Below are 18470 nucleotides of genomic sequence, written 5' to 3'. Positions count from 1 at the left end.
TTGTGCCGAAATGTGCATCAGCGCTAAGATCAGGACAAGGTATTTTGCTCAGCGAAATGATTCTTTTAGCTCATTTAAGTATTGGTCGACTTGATCGAAGTGATAAGAAGGGTATACAGTGTTTAAAAATGGTTTAAATTCGTTTTTAAAATTATTTGAATTCCATTCCAAAATGGAAAGAAATGGTACTGCCTGCCTACGGATACTTCGAAGAAATGCGCATAGAGGTATATAGGGAGGTGCATAGTGAATTGCATTTTCTGTGAGTTTTGTAAAGAGCTTGTGATCCAGGCTCGTTTTTAAGTCATTCAGAATGTGCTCAGCAGTGCTCTGTTTTCCACCTTCGGAAATCAAAAATGCCAGGACCGGGAGGCCCTTGTCATGAAAGAATGTTATTAAAAATTGCTGAAATCGCTCTTCCAGATGAAAAAGTAAATCCTGACTTAGGAAATAGTATTCGGCCTTAAATGCATTGATATCGACATTGTCCTGGTGTTTTTCGGAAAGATATTTAAGAAGTTTTTCTTCCGAATCGGTCACCTGGTTAATCATAGGGGCATAGTTTCCCAGAATGCTTCGGATGGTGTACTTTGGATTCCCAAGTTGGTCGAAATAGGAGCTTTTAAAATACTGCGGCTTCTGTTTATAAATTAATTGAATGTAAAGTGGGGTGGTTAAATTCCCGTGGAAGGGCACCATTTGCAGGCGCGTATTGAAATAGACCTTATAGCTTAATCGAAGTTGCTTTTGCATTTTAACCATTACGTTGTTAGATATCACAATAGTAGAAATTAAAATTATGATAATAAAATAATTTATCATAATTTTAGTTAAATTTGAAAGGCTTTTGTTTCTCACTTCCAATTGTTTGCAAGTAAGGCGGAAAGGTAAGGTCTATGTTGCAAGTGGTTGTTTATAGTACCGAAAAGTTTGGAGCGGAAAGAACGTATAGGATTTTCAGGAATTAAAACAGTTTTAACATGGATCGAATTACTTTTGAGAATTTACCAGCAGTAGTAGGCGAAATCAGAGACAGGCTAACGCAAATTGAAAAGCATTTGGAGAGTTTGGGGTCTTCCGAATCTTCGGCCAAACATTTGATGACGATTTCCGAGGCTGCTTCATTTTTAAGTCTTTCTACTTCTACAATTTATAGTAAAGTTTGTAAGATGGAAATACCAGTGCATAAAAAAGGTAAGCGCTTATATTTCGAAAGAGATGAACTATATGGGTGGATCAAAAACGGCAGAAGGAAGACTGCGGAGGAGTTACATCAGGCCGCAGATGAGTATTTGAAAAATGCTGGGAAAAGACTTCGTCAGATGAGTTGATTGGGAAATTCGGTGTAACTGGGCTCTCCATCACTTTTGATGAAGAACCAGAAATGTTAGAAAAATTTGGATTCCAATAAGTGCGTTCATGTTGGTTTACCAAATCATATTCAGGGATTTCATTGTGTCTGTTAACCCGCACTGTTGGGCTTTCACCAAAAGTGAAGATGAGTCAGCTTAAACCGTATTGAGGTGGTCAGTTACAGGTTCTCCCTCAATTTTGGTGAGGATTATTATGAATGTAGTAAACAGCGAGAAGTGGAAATTCGCAATCGATTGCTATAATTCCCATGGAAACGAGGAATTGATGAGCAGAGGTTTGGCGCTTGATTATAACGCTAAGAAATAACCGTTATTACGTGAAAGAAAATTCATTAAATTAAGATAAACGCACATTTAAATCAATCTGATCTATTCAAAATGGTTTAAAAATCTATCTACGTTTCACCAAAAGTGGGGAAGAACCCAGTTACACCGAATTTTCCACACTTACCACCTTAATCGCATATTGTCCCTGGAGTTTTTTTATCGCAACAATGGCCTCCCCGGCATCGCGACTAAAGCGGTCGAAAGCAAACACAACCAAGTGATCTACTGTTCTGTGGTGCTTTTCGATAAAATTATTGAGCCTTTTGAAGTCAGGTCCGTCGAAATTTCTTGCGCTGAAACCTTCGTCAGTAAATGTGTCAGCAATGTCGACGTTATTACGCTCGCACCAGCTCTGAATCATCATCTGCTGACCGTCAATGCTGTGATTACTTTGCTTGTCGTTCGATATTCTCAGATAAGCGATTGCTTTCTTCATATTCATAGGTGTTGAAAAAAAATCCTACAACAATGGATGCTAGTAAAGTTGCAAATTTTTCGTCATCCACATTTTCATCGCTTCTATTCGTATGCTCTAAACGCTCCATTTTTGAATGTTTTTAAAATAATAAAGCCCGGAACCGGGCTTTAAAAGATTGTTGTTTGATGATCTGGTCCGCTACTTGCAAAGGAGTAGGTTTATCTGGCTTGCCTTCCCTTTATAATAAGATGGCTCATACCTAATGTAATTGTAGTCATCAAGCTCATGCAGAAGCTTAACAAAGGTGGTACTGCTGGAAATTTTAGCAGCCAGCATGACTTGCCTGGAGTATGCTGAAAGAGGCCCCTTACAGCCCTGATTCTCCCAAAGAAGAATCAGGGCTGTATAAAGTCCTATGTGCTTAATACCGATCCGGGGATCCGTTTCGATATCGAAAAAGAATCTTTTCAATAATGCAGCTGCCTCTTGCATGATCTATAAAATTAAATTGCGATCCCGTTTTTCCTTGACTTTTGTTTGCTGAGATCCTGCTTAGGTCCAAGCTGTTGGATTTGCTCTTTCGCAGTTTTTTCTCCCAACGCTTCACTCATCGTCAGCTTTTTATTTTGCTCGTCATAGAGGTTAAGTGTTTTAAACTGAGGATTGGCTTCGATAAACAAGTTGACTGAAACATTGCCCCGCGTGATGGTAACCGGCTGCTTTTCTCCCTTACGAAGTCCTTCCAAAAGATTTTGCCTGCTTTCAGGGGATAGATTTTGCTTCTGAATCAGTTTTTCAGCTGCTTTGTCCAGGTCAAATCCGTAATTGTGCAGAAACTCTTTGACTTTGTGATTCCCCGAAGGATCCCTGTCATTGAAATCAAGCTGGATCCATTTGGGTTTAGACGCGCCCGAAAAATCAGAACCTTCTTTCATTACCGCTCTGCCGGCCAGCAGATTCACAGCCTGCTTAGCATTGATACTATCTTTGGCATCCGTTTTAAAAATCTGAGAAACCGCCTGGTTCGGATCCTTGGCTTTATGCAGGGATGCCTGATACTGGTCAAAACGGTAGGAGCCATCCTGCTGTCTGGTAAACGATAAGTTGAAGTTCATTTTCTCGTTCTCATTTATGTAATGCGATAGTGGAATAGAAAAATTTTTCTGTCCCCGACTCACATGCTGCGAAAGTTGATCGGCCGCATACCCGAATCCATTCTTTTTCATTGCGTCACCGAGCTCTTTAAGGTTGCTGTCGTGCTTTTGGTTAACTTGTTGCAGGATTTTTCTCTGCTGAAAGGGTTGCAAGATCAGGTTATATAACTTCCTTAACAGACTCGGATATAGCTGGTCGCGAAGCTGGGATCGCTGGGCGGCCAGAATACGAAGTGTAATTTTTTCCTCGTCATTTGCTGAGCGCCCATATTTGGCCTGGACGTGATTGTAAAAGCTAAACTTTTCCTTTAAAAAGGCAGGGTCTTTTAAAATAGAAGGGGAGAAAATCTTTTCCAGACGCTCTTCTCTTGCCTTCCAATCATTAAGCTCTGCTGCAACCCTGTTGATATTTGGATCCATCGGCATGCTCGTTTAAGAATTGTATTTACGCTGAGATTTTTTTGCCAGTCCTGTTTTTTCGGGATGGATGATCAGAGTCGTCTTTGTCTGGCTTCAACTCCTGTTTTGCGTCCTGGCTGTTTAACTGCTGCTGTGAATTGCCTTCCCTTTCGGTTTGTTTAGGTCTGTCAAGCGTCAAACGGCGATCGTTCTGATCATAGACAACAACGGCTTTAAACTGAGGATTCGCTTCAATGAAAACCTTTTGATCACTGCCGTTACTGGATAATGTCACGGCCTGACGGTTTCCTTTTCTCAATGATTCCAGAATCCTGGTTTTATCGCTGTTGTCGGAAAGCTCTTTGATGGGAAGCTTTGCAATGGACTTCTCCAGATCAAATCCGTATTTTTCGCTGAACTGTTTAAATTTGAAATTTCCGTTTAGCGCACTCTCTTTGAAATCGAGCTGCACCCAGGCGTTATAAAGTTTTCCTTCTTTACTAACCAGATCTTTGTTGACAGCCCGGCCATCAAGAAGATTGTAAGCCTCTTTCTGGGTGATATTTCCACCTTCGCGGTTGATGTAAAAGGTTTGCTTTACAGCATCCGTTTCATTTTGCTTTTTTAAGGAAGCAGAGTAGCTGTTAAAAAAGTACATATCACTTTGGCTGGACTTTTTAAAATGAAGCGATGAGCTTAGTTCGTCTTTGCCATATTGAGCGGTATGCGCCAAACGAAATTCAGTTTGAGCCTTGGCAAGATTTTCTTTTAAAGCAGCTTCCAGATCTTGGCCGAACCCGGTGAATTTTATCTGGTCTCTCAGGTATTCAAAATTTTTCTCGTTCATGATCGTATTTGATTAAGTGTTGAAAACTCGGGGAATGGCTCAAAGAGTTGGTTTGGCGTTAATGATCGTCTTGTTTTGCACCTGTAATTCCAGATGCCGTCCGCCGTTTTTCTCCATCAGTTGGATCGTTAGTTTTTTGGCATCAGGAATCGTAAATTTTGGAAGGGCAAAGACAAATACATGGGATTGATTCGCCGGGATTTTATCGGTGTTAGCATGCACATACAAGGGCATGACTTCGGTTTCTTGGGCCGCTGTCCTTTTCAGGCGCTTTTTGTCACTGACAAAAAAGCGAAGGCTTTCAATGTCGTAGGAAATAGTTGAGCGGTTGCTTACTTCCAACCGGTAAAAAATCACATCTTCGTTGATATACAGTCCGCTGAGCGAAAGCTTGGCTTTGTGCGAAGAGTCTTTAAGATTACTTAAAGACTCTTGCTGCTCAAAGGCCAGCTGTGAACTATTTTTAAGGAACTCCTCATTAAGCTCTTTTTCCAGCACCGCATCAGGGGCTTTGGATTCAATTGGAATTTTGATCAGTTCAATGTTCAGCTGAGAAGGCTCCTGGCAGTAATTTAAGACAAACGAGTATAGTTTTCCGTCAGAGGTGATAACAGTCAGGTTTGTCTGCTGAAAGTCTTTGGCAGCCGCTTTCAGCTGCAGAATATTTTCAACTCCTTTGGCTTTCTGGGCCAGAATGTCACGACTGCCCTTATCAACACTTTTTACCGCATAGGGAAAAATCAGATTGACTGTTTTGTTGTAGGTGATCTCCAAAGGAAAAGGTTCAATGACAAAGAGCTGCACATCCTGTGCCCACGCTTTTCCACCAATGGCCAGGAAAAGAAGGCCAATGATTTTACAAAATTTACTGTTTTTCATCATGCTTGCATTTTGATTGTTACGTTGAAGTTGAGGTTAGATGGATTTTAGGTTTCCGTCTCTGAGAAGAATCTGGTAACCGGCCTTGACCGATACTTGCACAAGCCTGGCTTTTTTTCCAAGTAAAGTTTTAGCAGCCTGTATTCCTGCGCTGGCTGCCTGAGCCCCTATTGAGGGGTCAACAGATCCAAGTGATAAACCTTGAATATCCTGGCTTACAGACTGCTTAGCAACGTTTCTTGAAATGGAGCCTGGAATGTAGATCCCTGCCTGTCCATCCAGGTCATAGACAGAAAGCTTTACCGGGAACAGTGAGTTATTCAGCCGGATAGAAGCGATATCAATCAGTAACCGCTCACCATTTACCGAGACGGTGCCGAATATAAAATTGTCTTTAGGGATCAGTGTTCCGGCAACATAGATATCGGCTGTAAGTCTAAGCTTTATCGTCGAGCCCGTCACCAGCGTCTGCTCCTGATGCACCACTGCTTTAATGGTATTGTCCACACTTGCGCTCACAGGCTCATCCAGAGAGAAAAATCCATTGGTCTGAAAGCTGATCATCGAAACGGGGCTGCTGGCTGAATCGGGCTGGTTTGCTGAAAAGTTTCCTATTGGCGTCTGATCAACCGAGCCTTTTACAGGATAAGACTGAGATTGCGGGCCCTCAGTGTGGGCTTGAATTCTACTTGCAACCCGCTCAGGATGCTGTATGTCAAGAATTTTTTCAAGCATGCTGTTCAGCTGTTGCAACTCAGGATCCTGAGGTTCAATGTTTTGCTGACCATCCAGATTTGTCATCAGAGATTCAAGTTTTTGCAGATTTTCATCAGCAGCGGAAACTGCTGCTTTTTGCGTAGGCTCAGATCTAGTGGCGGGCTGGCTAAACTGAGGTTCACTGCTTTTGGACAGCACAGAATCAAGGGTTTTAAGTTTACTGATAATACGGGCCTGCTGAGCGCCCAGGTAGATTTTCCCTTTGTAAGAAACAGGTTTTTGTTTTTTAAGTCCACTTTGTGGCGCGCCAAGCCCCTGCATTGAAAGTTCTCCCGCTGATTTATCTGGCTGCGTTAACTCTGCACTGCGGTAAGGATCTTTTTTTAGCTGCTCGCGGATTTTTGCAGAATCATCCATAGCTTGTTTATAGTAGGTAAGCTTACTAAAAGCAGTTTCATCTTTTAGCCTGGCGTCTGGAAGGCTTGTGTTTAAGCCTTGGGGCTGAGTCTGATCCACCTTATTTTTATAGATCATTTTAATTCCAATAGCCCAGTAGGCCAGCGTCAGAAAGGGTAGTATTAACAAAGGCAGATAAGTGTAGAACTTTCTGTTTTGTATGAATGCGGCAGAATGCAGTTTTGCTTCCATGATTATTTTGGGGTATGGTTTAATTGATTTAAGCTGTCTTTTAATACAGCGTTTTCAAGGCTGTCCAAATAGTTATTTAGCTCCGTTTGTGCCCGTAACTGCTCTTTGATTCCAAAAGGATCAAATGCCCATATGTGACCTTGCCGCGCACTTGTTCCTGTTTTATTTAGAGAAATAAATCCTTCAAAAATCAGGTAGGCGCAGTAGGTGCTACTTACGGTGATCACCGTTACGCAGAGTGCTTTGAGCCATCCGTAGGTAAGTTTTTCCGCCCTGGATCCCATGTAGCTTGCCCAGCAGCGCTGCAACGTGATAAGTTTTTGAAAGATCTGTCCGGCAAGCTTGTAGTCAGCTTTCTCTGCTGGTTTTCTGGCGCGGTGCGCATTGAATTTGTAGAACATAGCTGTTAACGTTTAGGTATTATAAATTCGTAGATTCTGAAACTGGCTACCGGTTTTGAACACCGATGTCCCTATTTTCAACTGTGATCCATTTCTCGATCAAAAAGCCGTGTGGGTTGTTGTCGGATCGGGAAACTGTTCGTAGCGACCCTTCGGTAATCAGTCTTCGGGTAACGATACTGGTTGGGCGAATAATGCGCTGCTGAGCAATACATTTAAAACTGTAAGGATAGCTGCTGATCTGTACCCGGATGCTATCAATCTGAATCTGCTGGCTTATGTTTCCTGAGATAATGCCGGTGTAATAACCAGATTCACGCAGATCATCATACTGCTTTTTTGCTGAACCATCTGCCAGATACAAAGCCTTGGCAAGACTGGATTGAATGGCTTTATCATCCGGATCCAGCGTGAAAAAGAGCTTATGGAAACTGGCGATATGATCGCGTGCTTCGACAGGGATATTTTCGCTTCTGGGTGAAGCATAGGCTTCAAGAATTTTCCCTGATTCCAGAATGTAAACCCTTGACTGAGCCGTTTCAACACTTTTAAGACTTTTGAAAAGTGTGAAGCAGCAGAAAAAAGCGGAGCTGATAAGTGCCACAAAAGTGAAAGTGCGGATATGCTTGAAAGCCGTGTCAATATTTTTTGCTTTTTGAAACATGACATGTATAATTTAATAGACAAAATTGTCTGTTTTGGAAATTTAGCTACTTGCCGGGGCCCTTCTCAGCGGCCTTGGGTAACCTTCCAAAGCCACCACCTGCTGGAAACGCTACGTTACCCGCAGCCATGGCCGTATTGGCAAAAAGTGAGGTGACCTTATGCAGCAGGGTATTTTGTCCGCCCGCCTGAATGATGTAGCCTGCCACCGATGGGACTGAGAAGTAGCCTACTATCCCAATGATTAAAAAAATTAAGTATGCCATATCGTGGGCATTAAAAAAAGTGTCCCCGTTTTCCTGGACTTGCCGGATATCAAGCGCTATCATTTTCTCCTGAATTTTTCCGATGATCGCGCCAAAGATGTTGGCTACCGGAAGCCACAGGTATATATTAATGTAGCGGGCAATCCAGGAAGTTAAAGTGTGCTGAAACCCGTCAAAAACAGCAATTCCAAAAGCAATAGGCCCGATGACAGCCAGCACAATCAGGTGAAATGTCCGTATTGTATTGATACATAAAGCTGCCGATTCAAACACAACACGCAGGATTTCGCTGAGCGCCGCTTTAATTGAGTTTCTGAAATTGTAGCTTTGCTTGGCCATGTAAAATTTGATATCATTGGAGATCCCGTCAGTAAATCCTTCGGAGTAGCCATCACCGTAGGTGTATTTCAGCCACTTCTCCCGGCTTCCCTTCTGATCATCACCCACATACATTTCCCAGAATTTGGATGATTTAACTGCGTCTTCCTTCTTTTTTAAAAGCAGGGCAATGGCTTTGTCTGAGTCCTGAACCATGCCCGAGGTGCCACGGACCGTAGGGGAGAGTACCGCATTAAGAAGCGCGATGACCGAGGGGAAAATAAAGATGGCAAAACCCAGAACGAACGGACGGAAAAGCGGATAAAAGTCAATCGCTTCCGCGTTTGCAAGATGACGCCACACGCGTGAGGCGATGTACCAGATCGCTGCGAATCCTGCAATGCCGCGACCGACACTAATCAGTTTGGCACAAAGTGGGAGCATCTCGTTATATAGACTATCGAGTACTCCATTTAGCCCGCGCACCTGCTCAGAGAATCCCTGTGCCTGGCAAAAGTTGGGCAATAGCGCTGCCAGAATCACATAAATTGTGACTTTAAAAAATCTCGTTTTCATCAGGTTGTCTTTTAGGGTTTTAGCTCGTAAAGCTCCTTGAGCATCAATGCATCCGATAACTCATTTTCTCTTTGTGCTTCCAGTACTAAGGCGCTTCCGTTGAAATGCCTTAGAAAGGAAAGCTGGTCGGTAATCTCTTCATGAAGTTTATCGATGGCCCGAAGCCTTTCATCATCGGATGCCCTGAGCTTTTTGGCGGTTAAGACCGTTGCGAGCGCATCCAGGTTTTTTAGACTTGACGTTGTTAGCTGATCATATACCTTCTCGATATACGTAAGCTCGTCTTGCGAGAATTGGCCAGATGCTTTGAAGCGCTGGTGTGCCTGACCAAGTTCTCTTACGATCGCGAGCTGGGCCTGAATGATATCTTTAACGCGGGCGTAGTTTTTAACCGCAGGGCTTACCTGCAATAGGCCATCCAAAAATGCTTCATGCAGTTTGAAATTTCCTTCTGACAGATCCTTGATCGTATTATATCCTTTGAAAAGGATTTCGTAACCAGCTTTGAGCTCGTTCAGGATTTTTCGGAGTTGGCTGAGCTTTTCAATATTCAGTATCAACTGAGTGACCTCGGCCGTCTGTGCTTTCAGTGGACAAGTGCTACCCAGTAAGAGTAGCAAGAGCAAAATGCTTAGTTTTTTCATCGTGGTTTTAATTTAATCCGTGAATATTTTTTCGGATGATGATTTCGGACTGTTCATTTTTGAGCTGCCTGGCAAGAAGCTTTGTCTTCTGATCAAAATCTTTGACAAAAATGTAATTGTCCTGCATCTGCTGAAAGCAGAGTTCAATCCGCTCGATGCGCTGATCGTCGCTCATCGAAAGGTTTCCGTTTCGAATAACAAGAAACAGATTGGAAAGCACAGACTGACAGTCATCATAGACCAACTTTAAAACCTTATTGATGTAAGTCATTTGATCGGCACTAAAAGAGGATCCAAGCTCTGCGGGCAATTTTTCGCAGGTCTGGTTGACGTGGCCGTGCAGGTCGGTGATCTGCTGCAGCCGGCTGGATGATCCGATTTTCGGATTTACGATCAGCAGTGAGTCAAAGCGGTTTTTATGGAGTTTGAATTCGCCCCGTTTGATTTCACCAATCGTGGTCAACCCCTCTTTGGCGATCTTGTAACCTTTTTCAGTGAGCTCAAGATAAATTTTCAGCTGTGCGATCTGCTCAATAAGATATTGTTTCTGCGTGGCAGTCTGCCGGAACCATTCTCTGAAATTTTGAGCCTGGCAAAGATTCGAAAGCAGCAGAGCCAGTAAAGTAACCGTTAAATTTTTCATTGCTTTCTGTTTACTGGATTCCGTAGAGCTCTTTGACCACTTTTGCGTCAAACTCACTATTGGCGCGTGACAGACTCAGAACTTTATTTTCGTGATTGAAGCTGCTGAGCTCATCGTAGACTTTGTCAACCTGAGCAGCCGCTTTGTCAATGATTTCAAGGCGTTTGACATCAGACATCTGGGTGGAAAATGATTTTACCACAAGCGTGAGAAGGTCTACATTTTTGGCCGTCTCATCCAGCATCCCTTCATAGACGTTTTGCATGTAGTAAAGTTCGGCGGCAGTGAAATGTCTGTCCTTTTGAAACAGGTTCCAGGCTTTTTGGTACTCTTCCACTATCAAAACCTGCTTTTGGGCGATCTCTTTTATTTTGAAATAGTAAGCGATCACAACCTTGACTTTTTTAAGCTCGTCGTAATACTCTTTATATAGATCCCGCTGCTTTTTAACCCAGTCGGTAATCTCGTCAAGCTTTAATTTGGCCATCGTATTTTCCAGCGCCTTTTGGGCATTCTGAAGCTTAATAACTGCATTTTGTCTTCTTTGAATCAGAAGATCAACAGCCTTTACAACCCGTTTGATTGCTTCTTTGATAATCTGGGCCCAGGGGATTGCCGCTTGAGCTGTTCCAACCGGTGTGATCGTGGCAAATGACACCATCAGGATGAATAGGGTTCTTTTTAACATGATCTGTATTCGTTTATTTCCTGGCAGTGGCCGCCAATTCATGCGCAAGCACCTGAATTCCCTTTTTGATGCTTCCGTATTTTTTTGCGTATTCATTAACCCTGACTTTTTCGGTCTGCTCAGTGGTGTAGCTCAAATACTCCTCAGGGCTCACTTCGGTCCGGTATACCTTGGAAAGTACGCCGCCGAGACTGATAAATACTTCCTTATATTTTCGAAGCGGATCATTTGCCTTGTTAACCGAAAGCACCAGCGCCTTTTCTTTTTCGGTCAGTCCTAAAAGCTCCTGGATCTGATCAAACTTGTTCTGGTATTTGGATTGATCGAGCAGTATCTTACAGTCCGAATTATTGATGATGGCCTGCTTGACAATTGGGGAAGAAATGATATCTTCTACCTCCTGGGTCACCACAATGGCTTCTCCAAAGTATTTTCTGACTGTTTTAAAGATGTACTTTATGTACTCAGCCATGCCTTCTTTGGCGATTGCTTTCCAGGCTTCTTCAATCAAAAGGACTTTTCTGACGCCTTCCAGCTTACGCATCTTACTGATGAAAAGCTCCATGATGATGATCGTTACTATCGGAAATAAAATGACATGCTCCTTGATGTTATCCAGCTCAAAGACGATAAAACGTTGATGCAAAAGATCCAGATTTTTACTTGCGTTTAAAAGATAGTCGAACTCGCCGCCGCGGTAGTAAGGCATCAAAACGTAAAGGAAATTGTGAATATCAAAATCTTTCTCTTTAACATTATCAGTCTCGATGATGCGCACGAAATCCGCTTTTAAAAACTCATAAAAACTATTAAAACACGGGAAAATCTCAGTGTGTCTGTCCAGATGTGAAAAGTACTGGGTCAGTGCATTGGAGAGCGCTACGTACTCGCTGCGTTTAAAGGTCTCATCGTCCTTTTTCCAGAGCGATAAAAGCAGTGTTTTTATGCTTTCCTTCTTTTCGGTGTCCAGCTGCTCACCCTCCGGGATAAAAAAGGGGTTAAACTCGATCGGATGCTTTTCATCGTAGGTAAAGTAATAGCCGCCTACCATATCACAAAGGCCTTTATAGCTGTGGCCTACATCGACAAGTACGATATGAGCACCAGTTTCAAAGTAACTTCTGACCATATGGTTGGTAAAAAAGCTTTTACCTGAGCCCGACGGTCCTAAGATGAATTTGTTTCTGTTGGTACAGATTCCCATCCTGATAGGCTCGTCGGAAATATCCACATGAATGGGCCTCCCGGTCAGGCGGTCACCGAGCCTTATACCTACCGGACTGATCGAATTTCGGTAGCTGGATTCCAGGTTCAGAAAACACGCAGCCTGTTCAGTAAACGTGTCAAATGTTTCGTTCATCGGAAAATCAGCCTGATTGCCGGGAATCCCTGCCCAATAAATTTGAGGAGCCCCCACGATCTCCTGCCGTGCACTGGCGTCCATCTGGGCGAGTGCAGAGGTAGTCATATTTTTAATTTCTTTCAGCTCGGTCAGATCATCGCTCCAAACCATCAGGTTAAAATGCGCTTTCACTGGCATTCGCTGCTCTTTGATCGCTTCATTTAAAAATTCATTTGTCGCATCAAGTGCCAGATGGTTCTCGCGGGCATGCAGCGACAAGGATTGTAGTCTCAGCCTTTTGCTTTCAAGCCGCTTCAGGGTCTTATCAGGGTCTTCAATAAAAATGAACTGGTTGTAAATATGATTACAGGATAAAAGCTGACCCAAACTGCTGGCAAATCCGGTACTGAATTTGGTACGGTCACTGGAATACTTCTCATAATAAATACCGGGGCTGCAGCTGCCAGGCAGATCCGCTGCGTCAGCCAGCGCGTAGAGCTGACAGTACTGGTCACCGATTTTTATGCCCTTTTCAAAATGGATATCACGCAGGAGCTTGGATGAGCTGTTATCTGATAAGTAAAGGTACTGCTCCAATAGCCCCTGCTTAACTGCTGTGCTAAGTAGCTCACCATCATCTAAAAGACGCATTTTTACAAACCCCGAATCTTCCATGATCCTTTTAAACTGGCCTGTGCTGCCACGGAACTCCTGCAAGGCTTGTTCATTTAGTGTCTGTTTTGGAAATAAACTTGGCCTTAAAAGGTTAGAAAAAATCGAGCTCGCAGGTTTTCTGTCACCAGGTTTTTTAGTTATAAAAACGTAGCATCGGTGATCTAGAAACGGCCGCTCGTTGAAGAAACGTTCCGAGCTATGGGTCAGAAAACTGGTATCTTCCTTTGAAAAGTCAGCTTTATAGGCACTTTTTAAAAAATAATCCTGCTTGTGGAAAACACTTCCGACAGGAAGCATTTTCAGCGCTTTAACCCAGCTTTGATGAAAGGCGTCGTACTGCTGGTCTGAGAGTGTGAAAATCTCAGGCAACTGAACCTTAAAGCCTATGGTGACATCGCCTTGTTTGGAGAGAAGGCATCCACCCGATATTTCCAGAATTGGTATTAAGTCATCGAGTAACCTTTCCATTTGGATTTGAAGTTTTAATGATTGAAAGCCAATTTGTTTGTAGCCAGCTACGGGCTATTGGAATATTCTTCTTGAAAATGAGCGGATGATCTTCGGTGTCTTTCTTTTGGCCATGGCCTTGATCAGTCCGTGTTCTCCATATTGTGCGTTCAGATGATAGACGATGGTTGCAATGACAGCACCCAAAGCCAGTGTAAGTAGCAGCGTGATATAGGTGTTGACTTTGAACATATACAGGACTGCATAAAACAGCAGGTCAATCAGAAGTCCTAGTCCCATGTATCCGATGTACTGCGCTTTGAGTCCCTTGAAGACAAGACTTTTGTTTATTCCCTTATTGATCGGATATTGTTTATTTGCCATGATTTCTGTTTCTTCAATCGGGTTTAAAATTGCACCAGATGGTAACCTATTGACATGTGAGCGAATTCGGCCCGAGCTGGTGGCTGAATTTTCGAGCAGTTCGCTTTGGAAATAGGTTACCGTTTTCAGCGGTGGTACTTGTTTGACAGCTGGTACAGATTTGACAACCGGAACGAGTATGGCAGCTGCTTCTGGTTCAATAACAGCGGAGGATCCGATACTTTTTCCAGCGCCATGTACTTTTGGCTGAGGCACTGAATTTCTCTTCTTTCTTTTCAGGTAATGCCTGATAAAGTTTGATATCGTAATATAAATGCTGTGCTGCTCGGCAGTATAAGAATTGAATTTGAGAAGACTAAATACAGGCTCACAGGCACTGAGAACATCTAAAACCTGATCAGTAAGCTCATTGACTTTTACCCATTTTAAAAATGTCCTAGGGAACTCGCTGGCAATGACCGCGCATACATAACCAAAGCGTGATGGGCGAAGCTCCGATGTAATCAGCTCAACACTTTGATCGATAATCTCCTGCTGCGGTTGACCCAGTGCAATCATCTCCCTGATCCTGTCACAGGTTTTCTTTACCTTTTTTTTCAGAGAGCGCGGCTTGGAATATTGCAGGGAATCTTTGATTAAAATCTCTGGATTATCCAGGTAAAGATAGGGATGGTAATCGGCTGTCAGTAGCTCTTCCATAGTCGTTAAAGTTTAGAAAGCATTTCAAAGGGATCCAGAAGAAGGATTAAAACTGGTGATTTAATTCTGCTTTCGGTCTGCGGATATTTGCCGCTCATTATCTCAGAACGCATTAGAGTTTAAATGTCTGAGTATTGATTGTTTGTTGTGATTTTTATACAACCGGCAGAGGCCTAGGCCTCTTACCGGTTGTTCCATTAAAGTACTTCTTACGTTATCCAGATACGCTTTTCTCGCAGTTGCTGCGAATGAAGCTGTTTATAACTAGCTTTAATTTTCTGCGGCCCGGAATTATAAGAAGCCCCTCAGGAATTTTAATGATAGTATCAAGCTTACTGCTTAGACCCCGAAAAAAGATTGCAGAACGGTTGCTACCACTACCAGAAAGATACAGCTTCCAAACCATGCTGCGGCAACTTTATTGGTATCCTGATCACCAGCATTCCATTTTTGGAATACTTTGACTGCTCCTACAAGACCTAAAACCGCCCCGATCGCGTACATCAGGTTGGTGCCCGGCTCAAAGTAGGATCTAACCTGCGTGTCGGCCTCAGAAATCCCGGCCGCGCCGTCTTGCGCTTTCGAAATGATTGCTCCGAGCATAATGCTCCCTGTAAGCAGCCAGCGTCTGCTTTTAAACATACCCTTCATTCTCATCTCCTCTATCTGTTTAAAGTTGAACATGCACTGCTACTTTAAAATCCGGTAGGGGCCTTCCCGCAACGCACGGGAAGCTTACCTACAGAAACTGCCTCATCAATCAACCTGATTCCACATCCTCAACCTGTCTTCACTGTTCAGGTGGATAAAGCCGTATTTTGCTAGTTCCGCTTCAATCAAATGGTTGACCGAAAGCTGGAACGGTGTGCCATATAGGGCGGGATATTCCTTAAATGTCATTTGAGTAAGAAGAATGAATTCTTCTTTGCTGTACTCTTTGTTATGCGCTTCTTCGATGGCTTGTTTTAGATGAAACGATAATTGCTCCAACTGCTGCATCATACCTTCGTTTTCCCAGGGCTGTTCCGATTCAACGTCTTCTTCCTGATAAGCCTGAGGGATTTTAAACTCAGAATTAAATTTAATTGGCTCTTCTGAATATCCGTTTTCAACCTGTATTGGTTGGAAAGAAAGATCGCTAGTTTTGGCTGGTGGACTTCTCCACCTCGAAATCCTGGTTTTTAGATCATGGCGGTAGAAAATAAAACCGACCAGAAGGTAGTAGGCAGAGAGCAGCGGGGTAACAATTGATACATAGGCCACCCATGGATTAGCTGTTAACATAGGGCATTTGGTTTACTTGAGAAGTTGAACTTTCGAAGCCTTTTAGACATCCTGACACCTTGTGAATGCTGCGGCTCGTTTTATTGATGTCACAAAGTAAACACTTAGATAGGGTAGCAATAAAGTCCAACTTTTTTTGGACCCTTTTAGGACGTTTTGGGTTTTTTGATAGAATTACCGGTCTAAATGCCGAAATTTAAGGGCTGTTCAGCCAAGTAAGGGTAAAAGGTAGCAAAAGGGGACAACTTCTTTAGGACCCTTTTGAACGGTGTAAGTTTATGATAATCAGAGTTTAATTGTCGAGGTGCAATTAATAAAGCCTTGGCGATGCTCCGTCAAGGCTTTAAAACTGGAAGTTATTTATTCAGGTGCCTATGCGTGCTGATGATTTCCTTCTTTAACCTGATTTGCAAAATCATCCGAAGGTTTAAAATGTGGAATTGTATGTGCCGGAACAAACACGCTTGTGTTTTTCGAAATATTCCGCGCAGTCTTCGCAGCTCTTTTTTTGTTTGTGAAACTTCCAAAGCCACGGAAATAGATGTTTTCGCCACTTGCCATTGAATCTTTAATCGTTACGAAAAATGCTTCCAGTGTTTTTTCAACGTGTTCTTTTTGTATTCCTGTTTTTTCTACGATCTTAAGAACCGTGTCTGCTTTTGTCATAATTCAAGTTTGTTATAAGAAGGTAAAATTAGATCAGAAGTTTGATAATCTAAAGATTGATTAGAGTTTGAATCACCTTACCAATCAATTAGGTAAATTGTTGTCGCGCTTAACAAAGCCAATCATTGGCTCTTTATCGCCTTTAAATCGTCCGCTTAATTTTGATTCCCTCATTCCTTTCAATGGTAGCAAGAATTATTTCCATCCGATTACCAATTAAGCAATCATATTTTCCTTTCCGGAATTCTATCATAATTCCTAATAAATGTGCTGAAGACTTAAATTTATTGTGCTTAAATTCGATGTCTGCGTACCATACTCCGCAACCACTTAGACCATAGTGTTCCGTCTTGATTTTCTCCAACCTATTGGTTTTAGTATTGACAGCTTTACCCTGAAATTCGAAAACATAATGAGCAAGGGGATTTAATCCATAGTATTCAAAAACCTTATCTTGGCTTGCAAAAATAAGCAGACCCAAAGGTAATTGTTTTACCTTCTATACGCTTTTGATTAATAACGGGATAACCAAATATGCAATAATTTGCCTCTATTAAAGACTTCTTGTGATGAAGCATTTCCCTAATCGATATAAAATGATAATAGGAACGCAATATTGAAACTAGTCTTGGAGCTAATTTGATGTAAGCGACATCAAGCCTGTCATCTCCGTCCAACTCGGTTCCATAAGCATGACCTGCTACAGATATATAATCATCCTTAATTGGTATGATCAATTTATTAGTATTCGACCAGTCCTCAATAACATGTGAGGCTGTCAAAATATAACAGGATACCCCTAATTAAATCAATACTCCGGACGCAAAAGGAACAGCAACTTTTGTATCGTCCTCTTTGAAGAATTGACATGTAGCTAGCCCGATATCGCCTTCGATTAACTTGTTCAATTCTCCATTAATGAGTGTATCGATGTAGTCGTCTAATTCATCTTCTTCCATAATTTGTTTAGCCAGTTTAAAATCCGATAAGTATTGACACTATGTTTCAGTCGAACTTTTATCAGTTCGATCTTTGCCTCCCTGTCTTCGCTGTAAACTATCACTTCCCGGCTCATACGATCAATTGAAATGTCAGGTTTATACTATTGCCAACATTAACATGTTGCAATAATTTCGAAAAAAATCTTTCGTATACTTAGTTGCCTTATATCATGAATAAATATTGATAGTAATATTTGCGCTATCGAAATATTAAGCACTAATAAATGGTTTACATTTTTTTTTCAATCAACCTCTCCATCATCTCATCCTTTTCCTTCAACATCCGCTCATACAATGCAATCTTCTCCTCATGAAGCTGCATTAAATTGTCAATTGGATCTTTCTGGATAGTTCCGTAATTCAGAGAACTGCCAACAGCCTGATCATTGAAAGTAGTTGTACTGATATTAATTGCTTGATCCTCGTTTAAATTCCGAATTGCCTCAACCGGGATTTTGAGAATCGCCGCAACTTACTCCAAACTGTCGGAATCGATCTTTTCTTTTTGTTCGAAGAGTGAGATTTTTTGCTGATTCCAATCTTCGCCGAGCTCAAACGCTAGCGCATTCTGCTTTACAGTCATCATTTCTCTGAACCTCTTCAAATTACGGCCTTCGTGGGTCTTCGGATTGAAGGTAGTATGTGCCATGTGGAAAGGGTGGTTGGTTAAAAAAAGGCAATTTAAATAAATCTGCCGGGAAGTACTTGAATAACTTACGGGCTTTGCAATGTATGGTACCGGTCGGATTGTGTTGAAAATAGGCGCGGTCATTCTGTGCTTTGCAGAAAAAACGTTAGTGCAAGAATTTGTATCACAATTGTAGAAATCAACATAATGAGCACACTGCCACACTCCGACGTGTCCGAGGACTCTGCACTAGACCATCTCTACCGCGCCTATGGTCAGGAGTTCAAAGATCTGCTTTGATTAGCCGTCCGCACCAAAGTGACGCCGAGACCTGGATTGAAGATCTTTGGGATATGTACACTGGTTTTACCGATCCATGAAGG

General features: G+C 42.4%; 21 protein-coding genes and 1 pseudogene. 1 reads left to right on the top strand and 21 read right to left on the bottom strand.

Annotation, left to right across the window (positions count from 1 at the left end):
* Nucleotides 1-48 precede the first annotated feature (48 nt).
* Nucleotides 49-753, bottom strand: a complete 705-nt coding sequence (locus M1L62_RS06045) for a hypothetical protein (protein WP_254412127.1) — start codon at nucleotides 751-753, stop codon at nucleotides 49-51.
* Between the two features lie 227 nt (nucleotides 754-980).
* Here M1L62_RS06045 and M1L62_RS06040 point away from each other — a divergent pair, with 227 nt between their 5' ends.
* Nucleotides 981-1331: a helix-turn-helix domain-containing protein gene (locus tag M1L62_RS06040; RefSeq protein WP_254412126.1), complete on the top strand. Its 351-nt coding sequence runs from the start codon at nucleotides 981-983 to the stop codon at nucleotides 1329-1331.
* 469 nt (nucleotides 1332-1800) lie between these two features.
* Here M1L62_RS06040 and M1L62_RS06035 read toward each other — a convergent pair whose 3' ends face one another.
* The 20 genes and pseudogenes from M1L62_RS06035 to M1L62_RS05940 form a co-directional block, all read right to left on the bottom strand.
* Complete coding sequence (locus tag M1L62_RS06035) at nucleotides 1801-2136, bottom strand: recombinase family protein (protein ID WP_254412125.1); 336 nt, start codon at nucleotides 2134-2136, stop codon at nucleotides 1801-1803.
* Nucleotides 2087-2245 (bottom strand): hypothetical protein, encoded by a 159-nt coding sequence (locus M1L62_RS06030; RefSeq protein ID WP_254412124.1) that lies wholly within the window; start codon nucleotides 2243-2245, stop codon nucleotides 2087-2089. Before M1L62_RS06030 ends, M1L62_RS06035 begins: the two co-directional genes overlap by 50 nt.
* A 71-nt stretch (nucleotides 2246-2316) precedes the next feature.
* Nucleotides 2317-2610 (bottom strand): hypothetical protein, encoded by a 294-nt coding sequence (locus tag M1L62_RS06025; RefSeq protein ID WP_254412123.1) that lies wholly within the window; start codon nucleotides 2608-2610, stop codon nucleotides 2317-2319.
* An 11-nt stretch (nucleotides 2611-2621) separates the two neighbouring features.
* Complete coding sequence (locus tag M1L62_RS06020) at nucleotides 2622-3692, bottom strand: hypothetical protein (protein WP_254412122.1); 1071 nt, start codon at nucleotides 3690-3692, stop codon at nucleotides 2622-2624.
* A gap of 25 nt (nucleotides 3693-3717) precedes the next feature.
* On the bottom strand, nucleotides 3718-4518 hold the full coding sequence (locus M1L62_RS06015) for a hypothetical protein (protein WP_254412121.1): 801 nt from the start codon (nucleotides 4516-4518) through the stop codon (nucleotides 3718-3720).
* 39 nt (nucleotides 4519-4557) lie between these two features.
* Nucleotides 4558-5400, bottom strand: coding sequence for a conjugative transposon protein TraN (traN, locus tag M1L62_RS06010; protein WP_254412120.1), 843 nt, complete (start codon nucleotides 5398-5400; stop codon nucleotides 4558-4560).
* Nucleotides 5401-5433: 33 nt separating this feature from the next.
* On the bottom strand, nucleotides 5434-6762 hold the full coding sequence (traM, locus tag M1L62_RS06005; RefSeq protein WP_254412119.1) for a conjugative transposon protein TraM: 1329 nt from the start codon (nucleotides 6760-6762) through the stop codon (nucleotides 5434-5436).
* Between the two features lie 2 nt (nucleotides 6763-6764).
* Nucleotides 6765-7163: a hypothetical protein gene (locus M1L62_RS06000; protein WP_254412118.1), complete on the bottom strand. Its 399-nt coding sequence runs from the start codon at nucleotides 7161-7163 to the stop codon at nucleotides 6765-6767.
* A 46-nt stretch (nucleotides 7164-7209) separates the two neighbouring features.
* Entirely contained in the window at nucleotides 7210-7827 is a 618-nt protein-coding gene (traK, locus tag M1L62_RS05995) for a conjugative transposon protein TraK (protein ID WP_254412117.1), read from the bottom strand.
* Nucleotides 7828-7873: 46 nt separating this feature from the next.
* On the bottom strand, nucleotides 7874-8986 hold the full coding sequence (traJ, locus tag M1L62_RS05990) for a conjugative transposon protein TraJ (protein ID WP_254412116.1): 1113 nt from the start codon (nucleotides 8984-8986) through the stop codon (nucleotides 7874-7876).
* Between the two features lie 11 nt (nucleotides 8987-8997).
* Nucleotides 8998-9630, bottom strand: coding sequence for a TerB family tellurite resistance protein (locus M1L62_RS05985; RefSeq protein ID WP_254412115.1), 633 nt, complete (start codon nucleotides 9628-9630; stop codon nucleotides 8998-9000).
* A 7-nt stretch (nucleotides 9631-9637) separates the two neighbouring features.
* Nucleotides 9638-10273, bottom strand: coding sequence for a hypothetical protein (locus M1L62_RS05980; RefSeq protein ID WP_254412114.1), 636 nt, complete (start codon nucleotides 10271-10273; stop codon nucleotides 9638-9640).
* Nucleotides 10274-10283: 10 nt separating this feature from the next.
* Nucleotides 10284-10961: a conjugal transfer protein TraI gene (locus M1L62_RS05975; protein ID WP_254412113.1), complete on the bottom strand. Its 678-nt coding sequence runs from the start codon at nucleotides 10959-10961 to the stop codon at nucleotides 10284-10286.
* Nucleotides 10962-10974: 13 nt separating this feature from the next.
* Nucleotides 10975-13446 carry a TraG family conjugative transposon ATPase gene (locus M1L62_RS05970; protein ID WP_254412112.1) on the bottom strand — a complete coding sequence of 824 codons (2472 nt, stop codon included), beginning with the start codon at nucleotides 13444-13446 and terminating at the stop codon, nucleotides 10975-10977.
* Between the two features lie 54 nt (nucleotides 13447-13500).
* Nucleotides 13501-14508, bottom strand: coding sequence for a DUF4133 domain-containing protein (locus M1L62_RS05965; protein WP_254412111.1), 1008 nt, complete (start codon nucleotides 14506-14508; stop codon nucleotides 13501-13503).
* 339 nt (nucleotides 14509-14847) lie between these two features.
* Nucleotides 14848-15150 carry a DUF4134 domain-containing protein gene (locus M1L62_RS05960; protein WP_254412724.1) on the bottom strand — a complete coding sequence of 101 codons (303 nt, stop codon included), beginning with the start codon at nucleotides 15148-15150 and terminating at the stop codon, nucleotides 14848-14850.
* 114 nt (nucleotides 15151-15264) lie between these two features.
* The gene (locus tag M1L62_RS05955; protein WP_254412110.1) at nucleotides 15265-15792 is read right to left on the bottom strand and encodes a hypothetical protein; all 528 of its coding nucleotides are present in this window, start codon (nucleotides 15790-15792) and stop codon (nucleotides 15265-15267) included.
* Between the two features lie 372 nt (nucleotides 15793-16164).
* A complete protein-coding gene (locus tag M1L62_RS05950; protein WP_254412109.1) occupies nucleotides 16165-16458 on the bottom strand; it encodes an HU family DNA-binding protein in 294 nt (97 codons plus the stop codon).
* Nucleotides 16459-17261: 803 nt separating this feature from the next.
* Nucleotides 17262-17417 (bottom strand): hypothetical protein, encoded by a 156-nt coding sequence (locus tag M1L62_RS05945; protein ID WP_254412108.1) that lies wholly within the window; start codon nucleotides 17415-17417, stop codon nucleotides 17262-17264.
* 271 nt (nucleotides 17418-17688) lie between these two features.
* A pseudogene (locus M1L62_RS05940) lies at nucleotides 17689-18108 on the bottom strand (XRE family transcriptional regulator).
* Nucleotides 18109-18470 lie beyond the last annotated feature (362 nt).

Source organism: Dyadobacter diqingensis, from assembly GCF_024220585.1.
In the GTDB taxonomy this organism is placed as follows: domain Bacteria; phylum Bacteroidota; class Bacteroidia; order Cytophagales; family Spirosomataceae; genus Dyadobacter; species Dyadobacter diqingensis.
The sequence above is the reverse complement of the archived record's forward strand: the minus strand, read 5'-3'. Positions and strand labels throughout refer to the sequence as shown.

Excerpts from the sequence above, each read along its gene's own strand:
- M1L62_RS05965 (WP_254412111.1), bottom strand. The coding sequence starts at position 14,508 with ATGGAAGAGCTACTGACAGCCGATTACCATCCCTATCTTTACCTGGAT.
- M1L62_RS06000 (WP_254412118.1), bottom strand. The coding sequence starts at position 7,163 with ATGTTCTACAAATTCAATGCGCACCGCGCCAGAAAACCAGCAGAGAAA.
- traK (WP_254412117.1), bottom strand. The coding sequence starts at position 7,827 with ATGTTTCAAAAAGCAAAAAATATTGACACGGCTTTCAAGCATATCCGC.
- M1L62_RS05975 (WP_254412113.1), bottom strand. The coding sequence starts at position 10,961 with ATGTTAAAAAGAACCCTATTCATCCTGATGGTGTCATTTGCCACGATC.
- traN (WP_254412120.1), bottom strand. The coding sequence starts at position 5,400 with ATGATGAAAAACAGTAAATTTTGTAAAATCATTGGCCTTCTTTTCCTG.
- M1L62_RS06020 (WP_254412122.1), bottom strand. The coding sequence starts at position 3,692 with ATGGATCCAAATATCAACAGGGTTGCAGCAGAGCTTAATGATTGGAAG.
- M1L62_RS05985 (WP_254412115.1), bottom strand. The coding sequence starts at position 9,630 with ATGAAAAAACTAAGCATTTTGCTCTTGCTACTCTTACTGGGTAGCACT.
- M1L62_RS06015 (WP_254412121.1), bottom strand. The coding sequence starts at position 4,518 with ATGAACGAGAAAAATTTTGAATACCTGAGAGACCAGATAAAATTCACC.
- M1L62_RS06040 (WP_254412126.1), top strand. The coding sequence starts at position 981 with ATGGATCGAATTACTTTTGAGAATTTACCAGCAGTAGTAGGCGAAATC.
- M1L62_RS05955 (WP_254412110.1), bottom strand. The coding sequence starts at position 15,792 with ATGTTAACAGCTAATCCATGGGTGGCCTATGTATCAATTGTTACCCCG.
- traM (WP_254412119.1), bottom strand. The coding sequence starts at position 6,762 with ATGGAAGCAAAACTGCATTCTGCCGCATTCATACAAAACAGAAAGTTC.
- M1L62_RS05950 (WP_254412109.1), bottom strand. The coding sequence starts at position 16,458 with ATGACAAAAGCAGACACGGTTCTTAAGATCGTAGAAAAAACAGGAATA.
- M1L62_RS06035 (WP_254412125.1), bottom strand. The coding sequence starts at position 2,136 with ATGAAGAAAGCAATCGCTTATCTGAGAATATCGAACGACAAGCAAAGT.
- M1L62_RS06025 (WP_254412123.1), bottom strand. The coding sequence starts at position 2,610 with ATGCAAGAGGCAGCTGCATTATTGAAAAGATTCTTTTTCGATATCGAA.
- M1L62_RS06030 (WP_254412124.1), bottom strand. The coding sequence starts at position 2,245 with ATGGAGCGTTTAGAGCATACGAATAGAAGCGATGAAAATGTGGATGAC.
- M1L62_RS05970 (WP_254412112.1), bottom strand. The coding sequence starts at position 13,446 with ATGGAAAGGTTACTCGATGACTTAATACCAATTCTGGAAATATCGGGT.
- M1L62_RS05980 (WP_254412114.1), bottom strand. The coding sequence starts at position 10,273 with ATGAAAAATTTAACGGTTACTTTACTGGCTCTGCTGCTTTCGAATCTT.
- M1L62_RS05945 (WP_254412108.1), bottom strand. The coding sequence starts at position 17,417 with ATGGAAGAAGATGAATTAGACGACTACATCGATACACTCATTAATGGA.
- M1L62_RS06045 (WP_254412127.1), bottom strand. The coding sequence starts at position 753 with ATGCAAAAGCAACTTCGATTAAGCTATAAGGTCTATTTCAATACGCGC.
- traJ (WP_254412116.1), bottom strand. The coding sequence starts at position 8,986 with ATGAAAACGAGATTTTTTAAAGTCACAATTTATGTGATTCTGGCAGCG.
- M1L62_RS05960 (WP_254412724.1), bottom strand. The coding sequence starts at position 15,150 with ATGTTTAAAAGCAGACGCTGGCTGCTTACAGGGAGCATTATGCTCGGA.